This is a genomic window from Janthinobacterium sp. 1_2014MBL_MicDiv (genome assembly GCF_001865675.1).
Taxonomy (GTDB): Bacteria; Pseudomonadota; Gammaproteobacteria; order Burkholderiales; family Burkholderiaceae_D; genus Janthinobacterium.
This window is the reverse complement of the sequence record NZ_CP011319.1, coordinates 533,609-548,793: the sequence shown is the minus strand read 5'-3', so window position 1 is coordinate 548,793 and position 15,185 is coordinate 533,609. Positions and strand designations below refer to the sequence as shown.

The 15,185-nt window shown below is 63.5% G+C and carries 13 protein-coding genes; 4 read left to right on the top strand and 9 right to left on the bottom strand.

Annotated features, from left to right (window positions below):
• Positions 1-97: 97 nt before the first annotated feature.
• Positions 98-1,102, bottom strand: a complete 1,005-nt coding sequence (locus YQ44_RS02370; RefSeq protein WP_071322006.1) for a FecR domain-containing protein — start codon at positions 1,100-1,102, stop codon at positions 98-100.
• Positions 1,099-1,608 (bottom strand): sigma-70 family RNA polymerase sigma factor, encoded by a 510-nt coding sequence (locus tag YQ44_RS02365; protein ID WP_071322005.1) that lies wholly within the window; start codon positions 1,606-1,608, stop codon positions 1,099-1,101. Before YQ44_RS02365 ends, YQ44_RS02370 begins: the two co-directional genes overlap by 4 nt.
• A 239-nt stretch (positions 1,609-1,847) precedes the next feature.
• Between YQ44_RS02365 and ffh the strand changes: the two genes are divergently transcribed.
• Positions 1,848-3,215 (top strand): signal recognition particle protein, encoded by a 1,368-nt coding sequence (gene ffh, locus YQ44_RS02360; protein ID WP_034746567.1) that lies wholly within the window; start codon positions 1,848-1,850, stop codon positions 3,213-3,215.
• A gap of 430 nt (positions 3,216-3,645) precedes the next feature.
• Entirely contained in the window at positions 3,646-4,041 is a 396-nt protein-coding gene (locus YQ44_RS28005; RefSeq protein ID WP_071653383.1) for an SWIB/MDM2 domain-containing protein, read from the top strand.
• An 80-nt stretch (positions 4,042-4,121) separates the two neighbouring features.
• Here the strand turns inward: YQ44_RS28005 and YQ44_RS02350 are convergent, their stop codons facing one another.
• Complete coding sequence (locus YQ44_RS02350) at positions 4,122-4,724, bottom strand: lytic transglycosylase domain-containing protein (RefSeq protein ID WP_232251035.1); 603 nt, start codon at positions 4,722-4,724, stop codon at positions 4,122-4,124.
• A 20-nt stretch (positions 4,725-4,744) separates the two neighbouring features.
• Positions 4,745-6,484: a proline--tRNA ligase gene (locus YQ44_RS02345; RefSeq protein WP_071322003.1), complete on the bottom strand. Its 1,740-nt coding sequence runs from the start codon at positions 6,482-6,484 to the stop codon at positions 4,745-4,747.
• A gap of 204 nt (positions 6,485-6,688) precedes the next feature.
• Between YQ44_RS02345 and YQ44_RS02340 the strand changes: the two genes are divergently transcribed.
• A complete protein-coding gene (locus tag YQ44_RS02340; protein ID WP_071322002.1) occupies positions 6,689-7,321 on the top strand; it encodes an RNA pyrophosphohydrolase in 633 nt (210 codons plus the stop codon).
• A gap of 102 nt (positions 7,322-7,423) precedes the next feature.
• Here the strand turns inward: YQ44_RS02340 and mqo are convergent, their stop codons facing one another.
• A complete protein-coding gene (mqo, locus tag YQ44_RS02335; protein WP_232251034.1) occupies positions 7,424-9,016 on the bottom strand; it encodes a malate dehydrogenase (quinone) in 1,593 nt (530 codons plus the stop codon).
• Between the two features lie 449 nt (positions 9,017-9,465).
• Entirely contained in the window at positions 9,466-10,047 is a 582-nt protein-coding gene (locus tag YQ44_RS02330) for a malonic semialdehyde reductase (RefSeq protein ID WP_071322000.1), read from the bottom strand.
• A gap of 107 nt (positions 10,048-10,154) precedes the next feature.
• Here YQ44_RS02330 and YQ44_RS02325 point away from each other — a divergent pair, with 107 nt between their 5' ends.
• Entirely contained in the window at positions 10,155-10,577 is a 423-nt protein-coding gene (locus YQ44_RS02325; protein ID WP_071321999.1) for a DUF1841 family protein, read from the top strand.
• Positions 10,578-10,583: 6 nt separating this feature from the next.
• Here the strand turns inward: YQ44_RS02325 and YQ44_RS02320 are convergent, their stop codons facing one another.
• From YQ44_RS02320 to nirK, 3 genes are read right to left on the bottom strand one after another with little or no spacing between them, the layout of a single operon-like run.
• Positions 10,584-12,875, bottom strand: a complete 2,292-nt coding sequence (locus tag YQ44_RS02320; RefSeq protein WP_071321998.1) for a nitric-oxide reductase large subunit — start codon at positions 12,873-12,875, stop codon at positions 10,584-10,586.
• A gap of 15 nt (positions 12,876-12,890) precedes the next feature.
• Complete coding sequence (gene ytfE, locus YQ44_RS02315) at positions 12,891-13,568, bottom strand: iron-sulfur cluster repair protein YtfE (RefSeq protein WP_071321997.1); 678 nt, start codon at positions 13,566-13,568, stop codon at positions 12,891-12,893.
• A 26-nt stretch (positions 13,569-13,594) separates the two neighbouring features.
• Entirely contained in the window at positions 13,595-15,076 is a 1,482-nt protein-coding gene (gene nirK / locus YQ44_RS02310; protein ID WP_071321996.1) for a copper-containing nitrite reductase, read from the bottom strand.
• Positions 15,077-15,185: the final 109 nt, after the last annotated feature.

Here is a 15,185-nt window from a genome sequence, read left to right as displayed (position 1 = left end):
GGCGTCATGAGACGGTGAACAATAGGCGCCCTACTCTGTAGGTGCCGCGAAAACGACAAACGGGCAGTCCGCTCGATAAATATTCTTTATGCCGCGGCTATGGCGCGGGTTCGACCGTCACCCAGTACGCCGTGCGGCTGCGCACCTGCACCGGCAGCGAGTTGGGCAGCATGTGCAGGATGCGCTGGGTGTCGGCCAGCGGGAACACGCCCGACAGGCGCAGCTGGGCGACTTCCGGCGCGCAATGGATCACGCCGGGGCGATAGCGGGCCAGCTCGGCCAGGAAATCGCCCAGGGTCACGTCATCGACGATCATCTGCCCGCGCAACCAGGCGTCCGCATACGCATCGACGGCATGCGGCGCGTCGGGTGCGTGACGGGAAAACGTCACGCCGCGCCCGGCCGCCAGCAGCAACGGTGCGCCGTCGCCGTCGCGCGGACGAATCTCGACGGCGCTTTCAAAGACATCGACCGTGCTGTAGCCATCCTGCTGGCGCACGGAAAAGCGCGTGCCCAGCGCGCGCACCAGGCCTTCGCGCGTGGCCACTTCCAGCGGCGCGTCGCTGCCGGCGCCCCGGCCGCTGACGACGAGGATTTCGCCGGCCAGCAGCTCGATCAGGCGGCGGCTGCCGTCGAAGCGCACATTCACGGCCGACTCCGTATTCAAGCTGAGCACGCTGCCATCGGCCAGCGCCACTTCGCGCCGCTCGCCCGTGGCCGTGCGGTAGTCGGCGCGCAGGGCGCGCACGCCATCCCAGGCGCCCGTCTGCGCGGCCAGCAAGCCGCCACCGGTCGCCACGCCCAGCCAGACGAGCAGCTGGCGCCGCTTGCCGCTGGCGGGCGGGCCGGCGCTGGCCAGCGCCTGCGCGGCCGCCGTGCGCTGCGCACTGTCGCGGTACACGCCTTGCAGGCGCTGCGCGACGGCCTCGATATGCTGCCAGGCCTGTTCATGTTCCGGCGCGGCGCGGCGCCAGCGCTGCCAGGCGGCCCGCTCCGCCTCGCCCACATCGCCCGACATCAGCAGCGTCAGCCATTCGGCCGCCTGCAGCTGCACGTCCTCGCTGATGGCCGCCGGGGCCGCCGCTTCGCCCGCCGTGCTCATGCCGGCAGGGAGAAAAACACCTGGCGGTTGGCGCGCGTCAGATACTGCTTCACCGAGCTGGCCGACACGTTCAGGCGCGCGGCGATCTCGGCATAGCTGAGGCCTTCCAGCTGCGCCAGCAGGAAAGCCGTGCGCACGGGAGCGGGCAAGCCGTCGAGGGCCGTGTCGATTTCCTGCAAGACTTCGAGCGCCAGCAGGCGCGCTTCCGGCGCGGGCGCCGCCTCGGGCGGCAAGCAGGCCAGCGCCTCCAGGTAGGCGTCTTCCAGCACCTGGCGGCGGTAGCGGTGCGCCACCAGGCGCCGCGCGATGGTGGCGAGAAAAGGGCGCGCCTCGCGGATTTGCGGCGCCATGCCGTTGGCAAGCACGCTGATGAAGGTGTCTTGCGCCAGGTCGGCCGCCTCGCCCGCATTGCCCAGCTTATGCCGCAGCCAGCCCTGCAGCCAGCCGTGATGGCTGCTGTAGAGCGCGTGCAGGTCTTGTTGCTGGGCAAAATCGGCGGCCGACATGGCACCCCTTTCCGGTATGGCGCGTGGCGCCCTCGAATGTAAATAAGAATTATTCTCATTTTAACCGCGATTTTAGCTTTCATGCAATCGCGGCATTGGCAGAAATACCAACTAATTCAAAAGCCGGCCAACCGCCAGGCTGTGCAGCAATGGCGCGCCAGGGCCACGCGATGGGGTAAAATGGCGCCCATCGTCCGGCTTGCGCCGCCCACTCCCAAGCTTTTCATTGCAGGTTCATCATGCTAGATAATCTCACCCAACGGCTTGCCAAAGTCGTCAAGACCATGCGCGGCGAGGCGCGCCTGACCGAAGCGAATACCGCCGACATGCTGCGCGAAGTGCGCCTGGCGCTGCTCGAAGCCGACGTCGCCCTGCCCGCCGTGCGCGAATTCATCGCCAAAGTCAAAGAAAAAGCCATGGGCGAGGATGTCATTTCCTCGCTGACGCCAGGCCAGGCCCTCGTGGGCGTGGTGCAGCGCGAACTGGCAGCCCTGATGGGCGCCGACCTGGGCCCGGAAGCGTCGCAGATCAGCTTTGCCCAGCAGCCGCCCGCCATCATCCTGATGGCCGGTCTGCAGGGTGTGGGCAAGACCACCACCGTCGGCAAGCTGGCGAAATACCTGAAGGAAGAAAAGAAAAAGAAAGTGCTGACCGTCTCGGCCGACGTGTATCGCCCTGCCGCGATCGCCCAGCTGCAATCGGTCACCGCCCAGGTGGGCGCCGACTTCTTCCCGTCGACCAGCACGGACAAGCCGGTCGATATCGCGCTGGCCGCGCTGGACTGGGCGAAAAAGCATTACCACGACGTGCTGATCATCGATACGGCGGGCCGTCTCGGTATCGACGAAGAGATGATGCGCGAAATCGCCGCCGTCCACGGCGCCGTGAAGCCGATCGAGACCCTGTTTGTCGTCGACGCCATGCTGGGCCAGGACGCCATCAACACGGCCAAGGCCTTCAACGATGCGCTGCCGCTGACCGGCATCGTGCTGACCAAGCTCGATGGCGATGCGCGCGGTGGCGCGGCCCTGTCGGTGCGCCACATCACGGGCAAGCCGATCAAGTTTGCCGGTGTCTCGGAAAAACTCGACGGCCTGGAAGCGTTCGACCCGACCCGCATGGCCAACCGCATCCTCGGCATGGGCGACATCCTCGCGCTGGTGGAAGAGGCGCGCAAGGGCGTCGACAGCAAGGCGGCGGCGGACCTGGCGCAAAAGATCAAGGTAGGTGGCAAGTTCGACATGAACGACTTCAAGGCGCAGCTGGGCCAGATGAAGAAAATGGGCGGCATGGCCAACCTGATGGACAAGCTGCCGGCCCAGTTCCAGCAGGCGGCCGGCGGCAAGAACATGGACCAGGCCGACAAACAGGTGCGCCGCATGTGCGGCATCATCGATTCGATGACGCCGCAGGAGCGCGCCAAGCCTGAATTGATCAAGGCCACGCGCAAGCGCCGCATCGCCGCCGGCGCCGGCGTGCAGGTGCAGGAAGTGAACCGCATGCTGACGCAATTCGAGCAAATGCAGACGATGATGAAAAAATTGTCGGGCGGCGGCATGATGAAGATGATGCGCTCCATGAAGGGCATGATGCCTGGGATGAGATAAGGCTTCAAAATCCGCTGCGCGGTGGTCTTTGCGGCCGGCGATGCTCACCGTACTTCAGTACGGTTGCGCTTCTCGGCCACAAATACCATCCGCTCGCTGTGATTTTGAAGGCCTTCATTAAGCCGCGTGTGCAAACGCGACAGGCTAAAAACATCGTTCTAAATAATGCCGGATTGCATTTTCATGTGTCCGGCATCACTCTTCCCTCCCTCCGCAGTCCCCCTCCCCGCATAGCCAGCAACCATGCCATTTACGGGCAAAAACGCCGTTCCACGCCCCCAAGCGGTGCGCCCGGGCGACAGGCGCGTCATTTCCCTGCTTTTTCCTCGTGAAAACGTGAAAAACACTTGCATACTAGGTAAATCCACACCAATATTAGCCGTGCGATTAATTGCGCAATTTCCCATGTGTTTGTTAAGGAGGCTCGAAGATGGCAACAGCCAAAAAAACCCCAGTAGCAGCGCCAGCCAAAGCAGCAGCAGCCAAGCCTGCAGCCGCCAAGAAAGCAGCACCCGCAGCCAAGGCAGCAGCTAAACCAGCAGCGGCGAAGAAAGCGGCAGCACCGGCAACACCACGCAAGCCAAACGCAGCATTCATGAAAGCAATGACGCCATCGAAAGAACTGGCCGCCGTTGTTGGCGCAGCACCACTGCCGCGCACGGAAGTGACCAAAAAGGTATGGGATTACATCAAAAAACTCGATCTGCAAGATCCGGCCAACCGCCGCATGATCAATGCGGACGACAAGCTGAAAGCCGTTTTCGGCGGCAAAGCCCAAGTCTCCATGTTTGAAATGACGAAACTGATCTCCGATCATTTGAAATGATCAGATACGCGCCGGCTGCGTCAGCCGTGCGAGTGCCCCGCCGCTGAATCAGCGAGCGGGGCATTTTTTTTGACTTGCGTTCAGGCGGCAGGCTTGAATTCCCACAATTTCCACGCGGCCAGCACGGCATTCGGGTACTCGGCGCGTCCCCGGCTGCCGTTGTAGCGGCCCAGGGCCAGGTACAGGTCGCCCTTTTCCATGTCCAGGTACATGCGCAAAATCGCGCAGCCATAGCGCAGATTCGTCTGCATGTGGAACAGCTTGCTGCGGTCGCTGTCGCCGATGACGCCCGTCCAGAACGGCATCACCTGCATGTAGCCGCGCGCGCCGGCCAGCGAGACGGCATATTTGCGGTAGGCCGACTCGACCTGGATCAGGCCCAGCACCAGGGCCGGTTCCAGGCCGGCGCGGCGCGCTTCATACCATACTGTTTCCAGGAATTCCGTGCGCAACTGCGCGTCCGGCAGCTTGCGCTGCAGGCGTTGCGACATCTGCGCCAGCCATTGCTGGTAGCGCTGCAACTCGGCGGGGGTGGAAAATTTGGGTTGCGGCGGGCGTTCGTCGCGGATCGCATGCGACAGCGCCAGGCGGACGGAGTCGGCCAGCGCCTCTTCCTTCTGGTTGCCGGCCTGCGCCGGGAAAGCGCAGGCCAGGCAGGCGGCCAGCGCGAGGGCGCCGGCCACTTGACTTACGGATAGACGCTTCACTGCGCCATTTTGCCCTGGATGAAGGCAACGATCTCGTCCGGTGCCACGCCGGTCGCTTCCGCGTCGCGGCGGCCCTGGTATTCCAGCTTGCCTTCTTTCAAGCCCCGCTCGCCGATGACGATGCGGTGCGGCACGCCAATCAGTTCCCAGTCGGCAAACATGGCGCCTGGGCGCAAGCCGCGGTCATCGACGATGACATCGACGCCGGCGCCTTGCAGGGCCGCGTACAGCTTCTCCGTCTCTTCCTTGACCAGTTCGCTGCGGTCCATGCCCATCGGGCACAGCACGACCTCGAATGGCGCGATCGACGCAGGCCAGATGATGCCCTTGTCGTCGAAGTTCTGTTCGATGGCGGCGCCCAGGATGCGCGTCACGCCGATGCCGTAGCAACCCATCTGCAGCGGCGCCGGTTTGCCGTTCTCGTCGAGGAAGGTGGCTTTCATGCTTTCCGAGTACGCCGTCCCCAGCTGGAACACGTGACCCACTTCGATGCCGCGCTCGATGGCCAGCAGGCCCTGGCCGTCCGGCGACGCGTCGCCGGCGACGACATTGCGCAAATCGGCCACGATGGCAGGCTCGGCCATGTCGCGGCCCCAGTTGGCGCCCGTGTAGTGGAAACCGGCCTCATTCGCGCCGCAGACGAAATCGCCCATATGGGCAACCGTGCGGTCCGCCACCACGGTGACCGGTGCCTTGGTGCCGATCGGGCCCAGGTAGCCGGGAATCGTGCCGTAGACTTCCAGGATTTCTGCTTCCGTCGAGAAACGGTGGCCGGCCAGGCCGGCAACCTTGCCTACCTTGATCTCGTTCAACTCATGGTCGCCGCGCAGCAGCAGCATGAAGAACTGTTTCGTGACTTTCTCGTCCTTGCCCGTCGTTTCCACCGTCAGGGCGATGGTTTTCACGGTCTGCGACAGATCCAGGCCCAGCAGGGTGGCCACGGTTTCGCACTTGACGGTGTCCGGCGTGGCCGTCTTGGTCAAGGCCTGGGTAGCGGCGGCGCGCTCGCCAGCCGGCGGCAGCGCTTCGGCCGCTTCCATGTTGGCGGCGTAGTCGGACGTCGGGCAGTACACGAGCGCGTCCTCGCCCGTGTGGGCGATGACGTGGAATTCATGCGAACCGGAACCACCGATGGCGCCGTTGTCGGCTGCCACGGCGCGGAATTGCAGGCCGAAACGGGTGAAGATACTGGTGTAGGCATCAAACATGACCTTGTACGACGCTTGCATGCCGGCCAGGTCGCGGTCGAACGAGTACGCGTCCTTCATGGTGAATTCGCGGCCGCGCATCAGGCCGAAGCGTGGGCGGCGCTCGTCGCGGAACTTGGTCTGGATATGGTAAAAATTCAACGGCAGCTGGCGATAGGACTTGATTTCCGTGCGCACGACGTCCGTGATGACCTCTTCCGATGTCGGCTGGATCGCGTATTCGCGGCCATGGCGGTCTTTCACGCGCATCAGTTCATCGCCCATCTTGGTCCAGCGGCCCGTCTCCTGCCACAGTTCGGCAGGCTGCACGAGCGGCATCAGCAGTTCGATGCCGGCGGCCTTGTTCATCTCGTCACGGATGATGGCTTCCACCTTGCGGATCACGCGCAAGCCCATCGGCATGTAGGTATAGATGCCGGAACCGAGGCGTTTGATCATGCCTGCACGCATCATCAATTGGTGGCTGACGATTTCCGCGTCAGAAGGTGCATCTTTAAGTGTGGAAATAAAAAAACGGGAGGCGCGCATAACGGTGAATTCTTTTTAAAAAGAGAGGGTTATAATCAACCTAATTTTAAAGGATTAGCTGGCTGATGCGTCCATACTTTACACAAATGCGCTCAATTGGTGCGATTCCGGCTCTTTTCGCACCCCGAAAAGGCAACCGGCTTGCGGAGTTGTGGGCAAAAATGTAAAAAAAGACGCGCTGTCGCAGAAAGTTTGAGGTGCATTATGCTCGACCGTGAAGGGTTTCGGCCCAACGTCGGCATCATCCTGCTAAACGCCCAGAACGAGGTGTGGTGGGGCAAGCGGGTGCGCGAGCACTCATGGCAGTTTCCGCAAGGCGGTATCAAATATGGCGAAACTCCGGAACAAGCCATGTTTCGCGAACTTGAAGAGGAAATCGGACTCAGACAGGAACACGTCAAAATTGTCGGCCGCACCCGCGACTGGCTGCGCTATGAAGTGCCAGACCACTTCATCAAGCGCGAGATTCGCGGCCACTACCGTGGCCAGAAGCAGATTTGGTTTCTGCTGAGAATGTGCGCGCGCGACAACGACGTCAATCTGCGCCTGACCGACCATCCCGAGTTCGACGCCTGGCGCTGGCATGAGTACTGGGTCCCGCTCGATGTCGTGATTGAATTTAAACGCGATGTGTACCAGCGCGCCTTGCAGGAGCTGTCCCGCTTCCTGACCTGGCCCGTGCATGGCAACGCGCAGCAAGCGCACCGCCATACCTCGCGCTACCTGCGCCAGCCGCATGCGCCGCGGGCGCAGGACGGTGCCGCGCTGGCCAAGCCTTGCGACGGCGCTGCCGCCGAAGGGCGCACGCCCGAGCTGATTTTGCCGGGCAAGGAGTAGCCGGCCAGACATGAACGCACGCTCCCACGCAAAAGGGGCAGCCTGACCAGGCTGCCCCTTTTTTTCATTCCGGCAGGAAACCTCCCTGCCGGTCAGGCTCACTTAATTTGCCGCCGGCGCTGCCGCTGGCACGTCGAGCGTGATGGCTTTCAAGCCCAGGATCGCGCTGCTGTGCTGGCGGATCTTGTTGGCCAGGGCCGGGTCGTTGTTCAGCTTTTGACCATACGACGGCACCATTTCCACCATCTTCGCCTGCCATTCCGGCGTCGCCAGGCGCGCTTTGAACGCCGTCTGCAGCACCTTGATCATGATCGGCGGCGCGGTGGAGGCGCCAGGCGAGGCGCCCAGCAGGGCAACGATGCTGCCATCGGCGGCGCCGACGACTTCCGTGCCGAACTGCAGCAAGCCGCCTTTAACCGGATCATCCTTGACGATCTGCACGCGCTGGCCCGCGTTTTGCAGGGTCCAGTCTTCCATCTTGGCATTCGGCAAGTATTCGCGCAGGGTCTTCAAACGGTCTTCCGGCGTATTCATCACTTGTTCGACCAGGTATTTGGTCAGCGGAATATTGTCGTAGCCGGCTTGCAGCATGGGCTTGATGTTGCCGCTGCCGATAGAGGCGGGCAAGTCGATCCACGAACCGTTTTTCAGGAACTTGGTCGAGAAGGTGGCGAACGGGCCAAACAGCAAGGCTTTCTTGCCGTCGATGATGCGCGTGTCCAGATGCGGCACGGACATCGGCGGCGAACCGACGGACGCCTTGCCATACACCTTGGCCGCATGCGCCGCCACGAGATCCGGATTCGTGGTGACCAGCCATTGGCCGCCCACCGGCACGCCGCCGTAGCCCCTGGCTTCAGGAATGCCCGATTTTTCCAGCAGCGGCAGCGAACCGCCGCCCGCGCCGATGAAGACGAACTTGGCGCGCACGGTCTTTTCCGTGTCGTCGGCCAGGTTTTTCACCGTCACGTTCCACACGCCGTCGGCGCCGCGCTTGATGTCCTGCACCTGATGGCGCAGATGCAGTGCCATGCCATGGCTGTCCGTCAGGTAGCTCACCAGACCGCGCGTGAGGGTGCCGAAATTGACGTCGGTACCGATCTCCATCCGCGTTGCGGCCACTTTCTGGCCCTTGTCGCGGCCTTGCATGACCAGCGGCGCCCATTGCGCGATCTGCGCCGGGTCTTCCGAGTACAGCATGCCCTTGAACAGGTTTTGCTTTTGCATCGCTTCATAGCGCTTGTGCAGGAAAGCGATATTCGCATCGCCCCACACAAAGCTCATGTGCGGCACGTTGTTGATGAAGGTCTGCGGCGCGCCCAGGTGCTTCTTTTCCACCTGGTAAGCCCAGAACTGCTTGGAAATCTCGAATTGCTCGTTGATATCGACGGCTTTCTTGGTTTCGATGCTGCCGTCGGCCGCTTCCGGCGTGTAGTTCAGCTCGGCAAACGCCGAGTGGCCCGTGCCCGCGTTATTCATCGCGTCCGAGCTTTCGGCCGCCACGGAACCGAGGCGCTCGTACATTTCCATCGTCAGCGACGGGTCGAGTTCCTTGAGCATGCTGCCCAGGGTGGCGCTCATGGTGCCGGCGCCGACCAGCAGCACGTCGACCGGTTTTTCCGACGAAGCCGGCGGGGTCTTGTCACATGCCGCCAGGATCAGGCACGACATTAAAAGTAATAGCGATTTACGCATACGTAACTCCGTTCATGAATAGGATGATTCTTGTGCGCCACCGCGGCGGCACCAGCGCGACCGCAAGCGATCGATCGAGGATCGAACGAAAAACAGCCCGCCATCCGGAACGCCGAGGCAGCCGGAGAGGCGGAGGTCGATGGTGTCAGGCATGCTGCCGCGCTACGGGATAGTCCCAAAGCAAGATTTGGTGGCAAAGGTGCGGGCAATGGAACGGCACGGCCGTCGTTGCCGGCTGAAAAAGCGGCAATACAATCGCCGTCGTGTCCAGTGCAAATATCAAGAACGGCGATTTTATCACCGTTATTTGGCGCTGCCGGGGCGCGGCGCTAGTGGATAATACTTACTGCCAGGTATTAATTTGCGGTGACTATCGGCTCATGAACGCGGTCGCGAGGCGTAAAAAAGGGCATCCGCGATGCCCTTGGAAATTACGCTGGAGTAGTCATTCAGACAATGCGGCACGCTTCCTCGAAGGACAGGCGCGGCGCGCGGGGACGCACGCGGTCGGGATCGCCATAGCCGAGGCTGCAGACGAAATTGGCCTTGACGGTGGTGTCGGCGAAGAAGGCGGCGTCGAGTTTTTCGGTGTCGAAGCCGGACATGGGGCCGCAATCGAGGCCCAGGGCGCGCGCGGCCAGGATCAGGTAACCGCCTTGCAGCGAAGAATTGCGGAACGCCGTCGCATCGGACAGCGCCTGGTTGCCCGTGAACCAGGCGCGCGCGTCGACGTGGGGCGACAGCTTGGGCAGCTGTTCATAAAACGCCATGTCCATGCCGATGATGGCCGTCACGGGCGCCTGCGCCACTTTGGCCGCGTTGCCGGCCGACATGCACTCGACCAGGGTCGCCTTCGCTTCAGGCGACTTGACGAAGACCACGCGAATCGGCGAGCCATTGGCCGCAGTGGGCGCCCACTTCAAGGTGTCGTACAGCTGCTTGAGCAGCGCATCGCTGATGGGACGGTCTTGCCAGCCATTATGCGTGCGGGCGGCGTAGAACAGGGTATCGAGGGCGGCGTCATTCAACATCGGGCATTCTCCAGGTGGTCGGTGGAAGGGCAAAAACAGCTGGCACAGCGTACACAATTTACGTACGCGGTACAATGCCGGCTGCCCTTAGCCACAGTTATCCAGCCATGTTCAACCCCTCTTCCGACGATGTGCGCCGTTTCTTTTGCGACACCCTGCGCAAGCACCGCGCCCACGACATCCTCACGCCCATGGAAGCGATCGCGCTCGACTGGATCCTCGAGCATCCCGAATATGAAAACGAGCTGAGCGACGTTGAAGCGGCGCTGGCGCGCGACTATTCCGTCGAGGGCGGGCAGGCCAATCCCTTCCTGCACCTGTCCATGCACCTGTCGATCACGGAACAGGTGCAGGTCGACCAGCCGCGCGGCATCCGCCCGGCCGTGCAGCAGCTGACGCAGCGCCTCGATTCGGCCCATGCAGCCCAGCACGAAGTGATGGAGTGCCTGGGCCAGATGATCTGGGCGTCGCAGCGTTCGGGCTTGCCACCGGACACGGACGCCTATATCGACTGCGTGCGCCGCCGCTAGGCAACGCTATTTCATGGCGGCCGCGCCGCCCCCTGCCTGCGGCTGCAGTACGGGTGCTTTCGGCGCCTTGCCCAGCAATCCCAGCACCACCTGCAGCGCCATGGCGATGGCGCCCACGATGAAGACCACGTCGCCAAAGGTGCGCACCCAGCGCAGCGTCTGCAGCAGCGGCTGCTGCATGAATGCCTCGCTGCGCGCATACCAGAGGCCTTCCGTCACGCTGGCGTGGAACTGGATAATGCCAATTGGCAACAAGCTGGTAAAGATCATCAGCGCCAGGCCCCCGTTCAAGCCCCAGAACGCCGTCTTCATCAGCGCCGGGCTGAACTGGCAGTGCGGCCGCAGATAGCGCAGCACGAGCAAGGTAAAGCCCAGCGCCAGGAAGCCGTACACGCCAAACAGTGCCGCATGCGCATGCACGGGAGTCGTGTTCAAGCCCTGGATGTAATACAGCGCCACGGGCGGGTTGATCATGAAGCCCAGCACGCCCGCGCCCAGCATGTTCCAGAAGGCGACGGCGACAAAGCACATCAGCGGCCAGCGCAGGTTTTCCATCCACGGCGCGCGTTCCTTCAGCCGCCAGTTTTCCCACGCTTCGTGGCCCAGCACGATCAGCGGCACCACTTCCAGCGCGCTGAAGCTGGCGCCGATGGCCATCACGGGCGTGGTCGTGCCGGCAAAATACAGGTGGTGGAAAGTGCCCGGTATGCCGCCCAGCATGAACAGCGACGCCGACGCCAGGCTGGCCGTGGTGGCCATGCGCGCCGACACCAGGCCCAGGGTCGCGAAGATGAAGGCCAGCGCCGTGGTGGCGAAGACTTCGAAGAAACCCTCCACCCACAGGTGCACCACCCACCAGCGCCAGTACTCCATCACCGATAAATGCGTGCGCTCGCCGTAGAACAGGCCGGCGCCGTAAAACAGGCCGATGGCGCCCACGGAAGCCGTCAGCAGCGCCAGTAGGTTCTTGTCGCCGCCCTTCTGGCGCAGGGCCGGCACGACGCCGCGCAGCATCAGTAACAGCCACAGCAGGATGCCCACATACTTGCCGATCTGCCACAAACGACCCAGGTCCACGTATTCGTAGCCCTGGTGGCCGAGCCAGAAATTCCACTCGGGCGGCATCACTTGCGCAATCGCCAGGTAATTGCCGATGAAGGAGCCGACGACGACGACGACCAGCGCCCAGAACAGCACGTCGACGCCGAGGCGCTGCCACTTCGGATCCTGGCCGCCATTGATCAGCGGCGCGAGGAACAGGCCGGCGGCCAGGAAGCCCGTGGCGATCCAGAACAGCGCGGCCTGGATATGCCAGGTGCGCGTGAGCGCATACGGGAACCAGCGCGACACGTCGACGCCATAGAATTGCTGCCCTTCCACCGTATAGTGCGCGGTAAAGCCGCCGATGAAGACCTGGAAGATGAACAGGGCGACGACGAGGAACAGGTATTTGCCCAGTCCCCGCTGCGAAGGCGTGAGGGCGAAAGTGGTCAGCGGATCGCGCGGACCGGCCGCCGGCAGCGCTTCGTCATGGTCGCGCAGGAAGGCCCAGCCCCAGACGAGGAAGCCGACGCCGGCCAGCAGTACCACCACGCTGGCGACCGACCAGACGAGGTTCTCGCCGCTGGGCTGGTTGCCGATCAGCGGTTCGTGCGGCCAGTTGTTCGTGTACGTGACCTTCTGGCCCGGACGCTCGGTGGCGGCGGCCCAGGCCGTCCAGAAGAAGAACTGCGTCATCTGCGCGCGCCGTTCGGCGCTGGGCAAGGTGTTTTCCTTCATGGCGAAATGCTCGCGGCTCTTTTGCAGGTCCGGCGCGTCGGAAAACAGCTGGTCGTAGTAGTGCGCCGTGCGGGCAAGCGCCTGCACGCGGCGCGGCGACAGGCGCAGCACCTGCGCATCGTCGACCCGGTTGCCGCGGTACTCGAGCTTCAGCGCTTCGCGCAGGGCCGCCTGCGCGGGGCCGTCCAGCAGCGCGTAAGCCTTGCCGTGCTGCTCTTGCGCCGCCAGCTCCAGCCAGGCCGTCAGTTCGCGGTGCAGCCAGTCGGCCGTCCAGTCGGGCGCCTGGTAGGCGCCGTGGCCCCAGATGGAGCCCAGCTGCATGCCGCCCACGGATTGCCAGGCCGTCTGGCCATCGAGGATGCCTTCGCGGTCGAACAGCTGCCGGCCATCCTGCGCCAGCACTTGCGCGGGAATCGGCGGCGCCTGTCGGTAGACTTCGACGCCATAATAACCAAGCAGCGAAAAGGTCACGATCAGCACGCCGATCAGGGTGAACCAGAGTTTTTTATAGGGACCCATGCGGTCTTTCCTTTGTCAGTGCACCACGGCCGGCGCGAAGCGCTCGAACAGGATGTTGTTTTCGGTATGGATGTGCGCCATCAGGTCCTCGCGGAAGGTGCGCAGCCCCGTGTACAGCGCGCGCCAGGTGGTGCAGGCGCCGGCCGGCGCGCTGATATCGTTCGTCATCGCCTCCATCGCGCGCAAGGCCACGCCATGGTCGTCGTGCTCCATGCGCATCACGTTGATCGGTGCGCCGGCCCGCGGACCCTGGCCGCGCACGATCATGGGGAACAGCACGTCCTCCTCCTTGCGCATATGGCTTTCCAGCTCCTGCGCCATGGTCGACAGGTGTTCCGCCAGCCCATGCGGACAGTCGGCGCGCTCGCCATGCACCTGCTCGACCTTGCGCGCCAGGCGTATCAGTTCGGGCAGCTGCTCGCGGTGCACGGCGTGGTAGTGCGCCAGGATGTGCTGCACCAGCTCCGTGGCCGTAGCCTCCTGCCAGTCACGCTCGCCGCTGGCGTCCGTCCGCCCTTGCAGCAGCCGCAGCTCCTCGACGATGGGGGTGACGTCCACGCCGGCCGCCTCGGCCGCCGCGCGCAGGGTCTTGTTGCCGCCGCAGCAAAAGTCCAGGCGGTGCGCATCGAACAGGCGCGTGGCGCCAGGGATGCGGCGGGCCAGCTGGCCCAGGGATAACTCGATCATGTCCATAATGGTTCCTTGAGGATGAATAGGGTTTATTGGCGGGCGCCCGCGTGGTAGACACCGGGCACGGGCTCGCCCGTGACTTCCAGCACGCCGACGGCGCCCTTGCCGGCGCGCGACAGGGCATGGTCGACCAGCAGGTAGCTGCCCGGGTGCTGCACCTTGAGTTCGACGATGGTCGCGCCGCCGGGGGCCACCAAGGTGGTTTGCACGTCGTGTTTCGGGCTGCTGATCGAGCCTTCGCTGTACACCTTGTCGAAGATTTCGCCGATGATGTGGAACGATGAAATCTTGTTCGGGCCACCGACGCCGAAGTAGATGCGCACCGTCTCGCCGACTGTCGCCTGCAATTTGTGCGTCTTGCTCAGGGCGCCCACTTCTCCGTTGAAGACGTAGTAGTCGGGCAGCTCGTTGGCCATCTTTTCCAGGTTCGGTTCCTGGTGCACGGGCGCGCCGTGCGGACGGCCCGTGTACATCTCGCCCTGCATCACGTAATACTCGCGGTCCACCTTCGACAGGCCGCCTTCCGGTTCGACGAGGATCATGCCGTACATGCCTGCCGCGATATGCTGCGGCACCAGCGGCGTGGCGCAGTGGTACACATACAGGCCGGGATTGAGCGCCTTGAAGGTGACGGTTTTTTCCTGCCCCGGCGCCACCTGCGTGTGCTGGCCGCCGCCATGGCCGCCCGTCACCGCATGCAGGTCGATCGAGTGGATCATCTTGCTGTCCTTCGCATTGAACAGGGTCAGCTCCACCGTGTCGCCCACCTTCGCGCGCAGCATGGGACCGGGCACCTGGCGGTTGAAGGTCCAGTAGGTAAAGCTGGTGCCGTCATCGAGCTTGCCCGGCAGTTCCACCGTCTCCATGCGGTATTTCAGGGTCTGCGGCGCGCGCGCGCCGATGGCGGCGGGCACCGAGGCGGGGTTGGCCGCCACGCTGATGGCGGATGGATCGGGTCCGCGCATCGGCGATGGCGCCGGCGTGTACAGGGCCAGCGCGGCGGCCTGGCCCGATTCGCTGGCGGCGCCCACGCCAGCCGCCTTCGGTGCTCCGGCTTCTGCCAGCGAGGCGCCGCTCACTTCCAGCTTGCCTTCCATGCCGATCTGCCGGTGGCCGGGAATCGAGCAGTAATACGTAAACGTGCCGGCGCGCGTGACCTTGAAGCGCACGCTGGTCTTGCCCGTATTGGCGCTGAATTTGGCGGACGCCACGTTCAGCTCGGGTATCAGCAAATCATGTTCGGCGCCCTCGCCGCTTTTCAGCACGAGTTCGACCGTGTCGCCCACGTTTGCCGCCAGCACGGGATTGACCTGGCCCTTGGCGTCGATGAACACCATCTTGCCATCGACGATATTGGTCTGCAGTTCATAACGCTTGAGCGTCGCGGCGGCGGGTTTGGCGGCAGTGGCGGCGGCGCTGGCAGGCAGGCTGGCCTGCGCCTGTACGGACTGGGGCAGCGCCAGGACACAGATGGCGGCGGCGATGGCGCCGAGGGAGGGAGTGGTTTTCATCAAGCTTTCCTTGGTCTTGTCTGCCGGTTCGGCACTCTTACCTAGGCAAACCGTGTGCCAGGAAAAACTTGTTTTAAATCAACGATTTGAAAATTGCAGGGTCGTTATG

Excerpts from the sequence above, each read along its gene's own strand:
- YQ44_RS02320 (WP_071321998.1), bottom strand. The coding sequence starts at position 12,875 with ATGGGTCCCTATAAAAAACTCTGGTTCACCCTGATCGGCGTGCTGATC.
- YQ44_RS02345 (WP_071322003.1), bottom strand. The coding sequence starts at position 6,484 with ATGCGCGCCTCCCGTTTTTTTATTTCCACACTTAAAGATGCACCTTCT.
- YQ44_RS02370 (WP_071322006.1), bottom strand. The coding sequence starts at position 1,102 with ATGAGCACGGCGGGCGAAGCGGCGGCCCCGGCGGCCATCAGCGAGGAC.
- ytfE (WP_071321997.1), bottom strand. The coding sequence starts at position 13,568 with ATGGACATGATCGAGTTATCCCTGGGCCAGCTGGCCCGCCGCATCCCT.
- YQ44_RS02340 (WP_071322002.1), top strand. The coding sequence starts at position 6,689 with ATGCTCGACCGTGAAGGGTTTCGGCCCAACGTCGGCATCATCCTGCTA.
- YQ44_RS02365 (WP_071322005.1), bottom strand. The coding sequence starts at position 1,608 with ATGTCGGCCGCCGATTTTGCCCAGCAACAAGACCTGCACGCGCTCTAC.
- YQ44_RS02325 (WP_071321999.1), top strand. The coding sequence starts at position 10,155 with ATGTTCAACCCCTCTTCCGACGATGTGCGCCGTTTCTTTTGCGACACC.
- nirK (WP_071321996.1), bottom strand. The coding sequence starts at position 15,076 with ATGAAAACCACTCCCTCCCTCGGCGCCATCGCCGCCGCCATCTGTGTC.
- ffh (WP_034746567.1), top strand. The coding sequence starts at position 1,848 with ATGCTAGATAATCTCACCCAACGGCTTGCCAAAGTCGTCAAGACCATG.
- YQ44_RS28005 (WP_071653383.1), top strand. The coding sequence starts at position 3,646 with ATGGCAACAGCCAAAAAAACCCCAGTAGCAGCGCCAGCCAAAGCAGCA.
- mqo (WP_232251034.1), bottom strand. The coding sequence starts at position 9,016 with ATGCGTAAATCGCTATTACTTTTAATGTCGTGCCTGATCCTGGCGGCA.
- YQ44_RS02330 (WP_071322000.1), bottom strand. The coding sequence starts at position 10,047 with ATGTTGAATGACGCCGCCCTCGATACCCTGTTCTACGCCGCCCGCACG.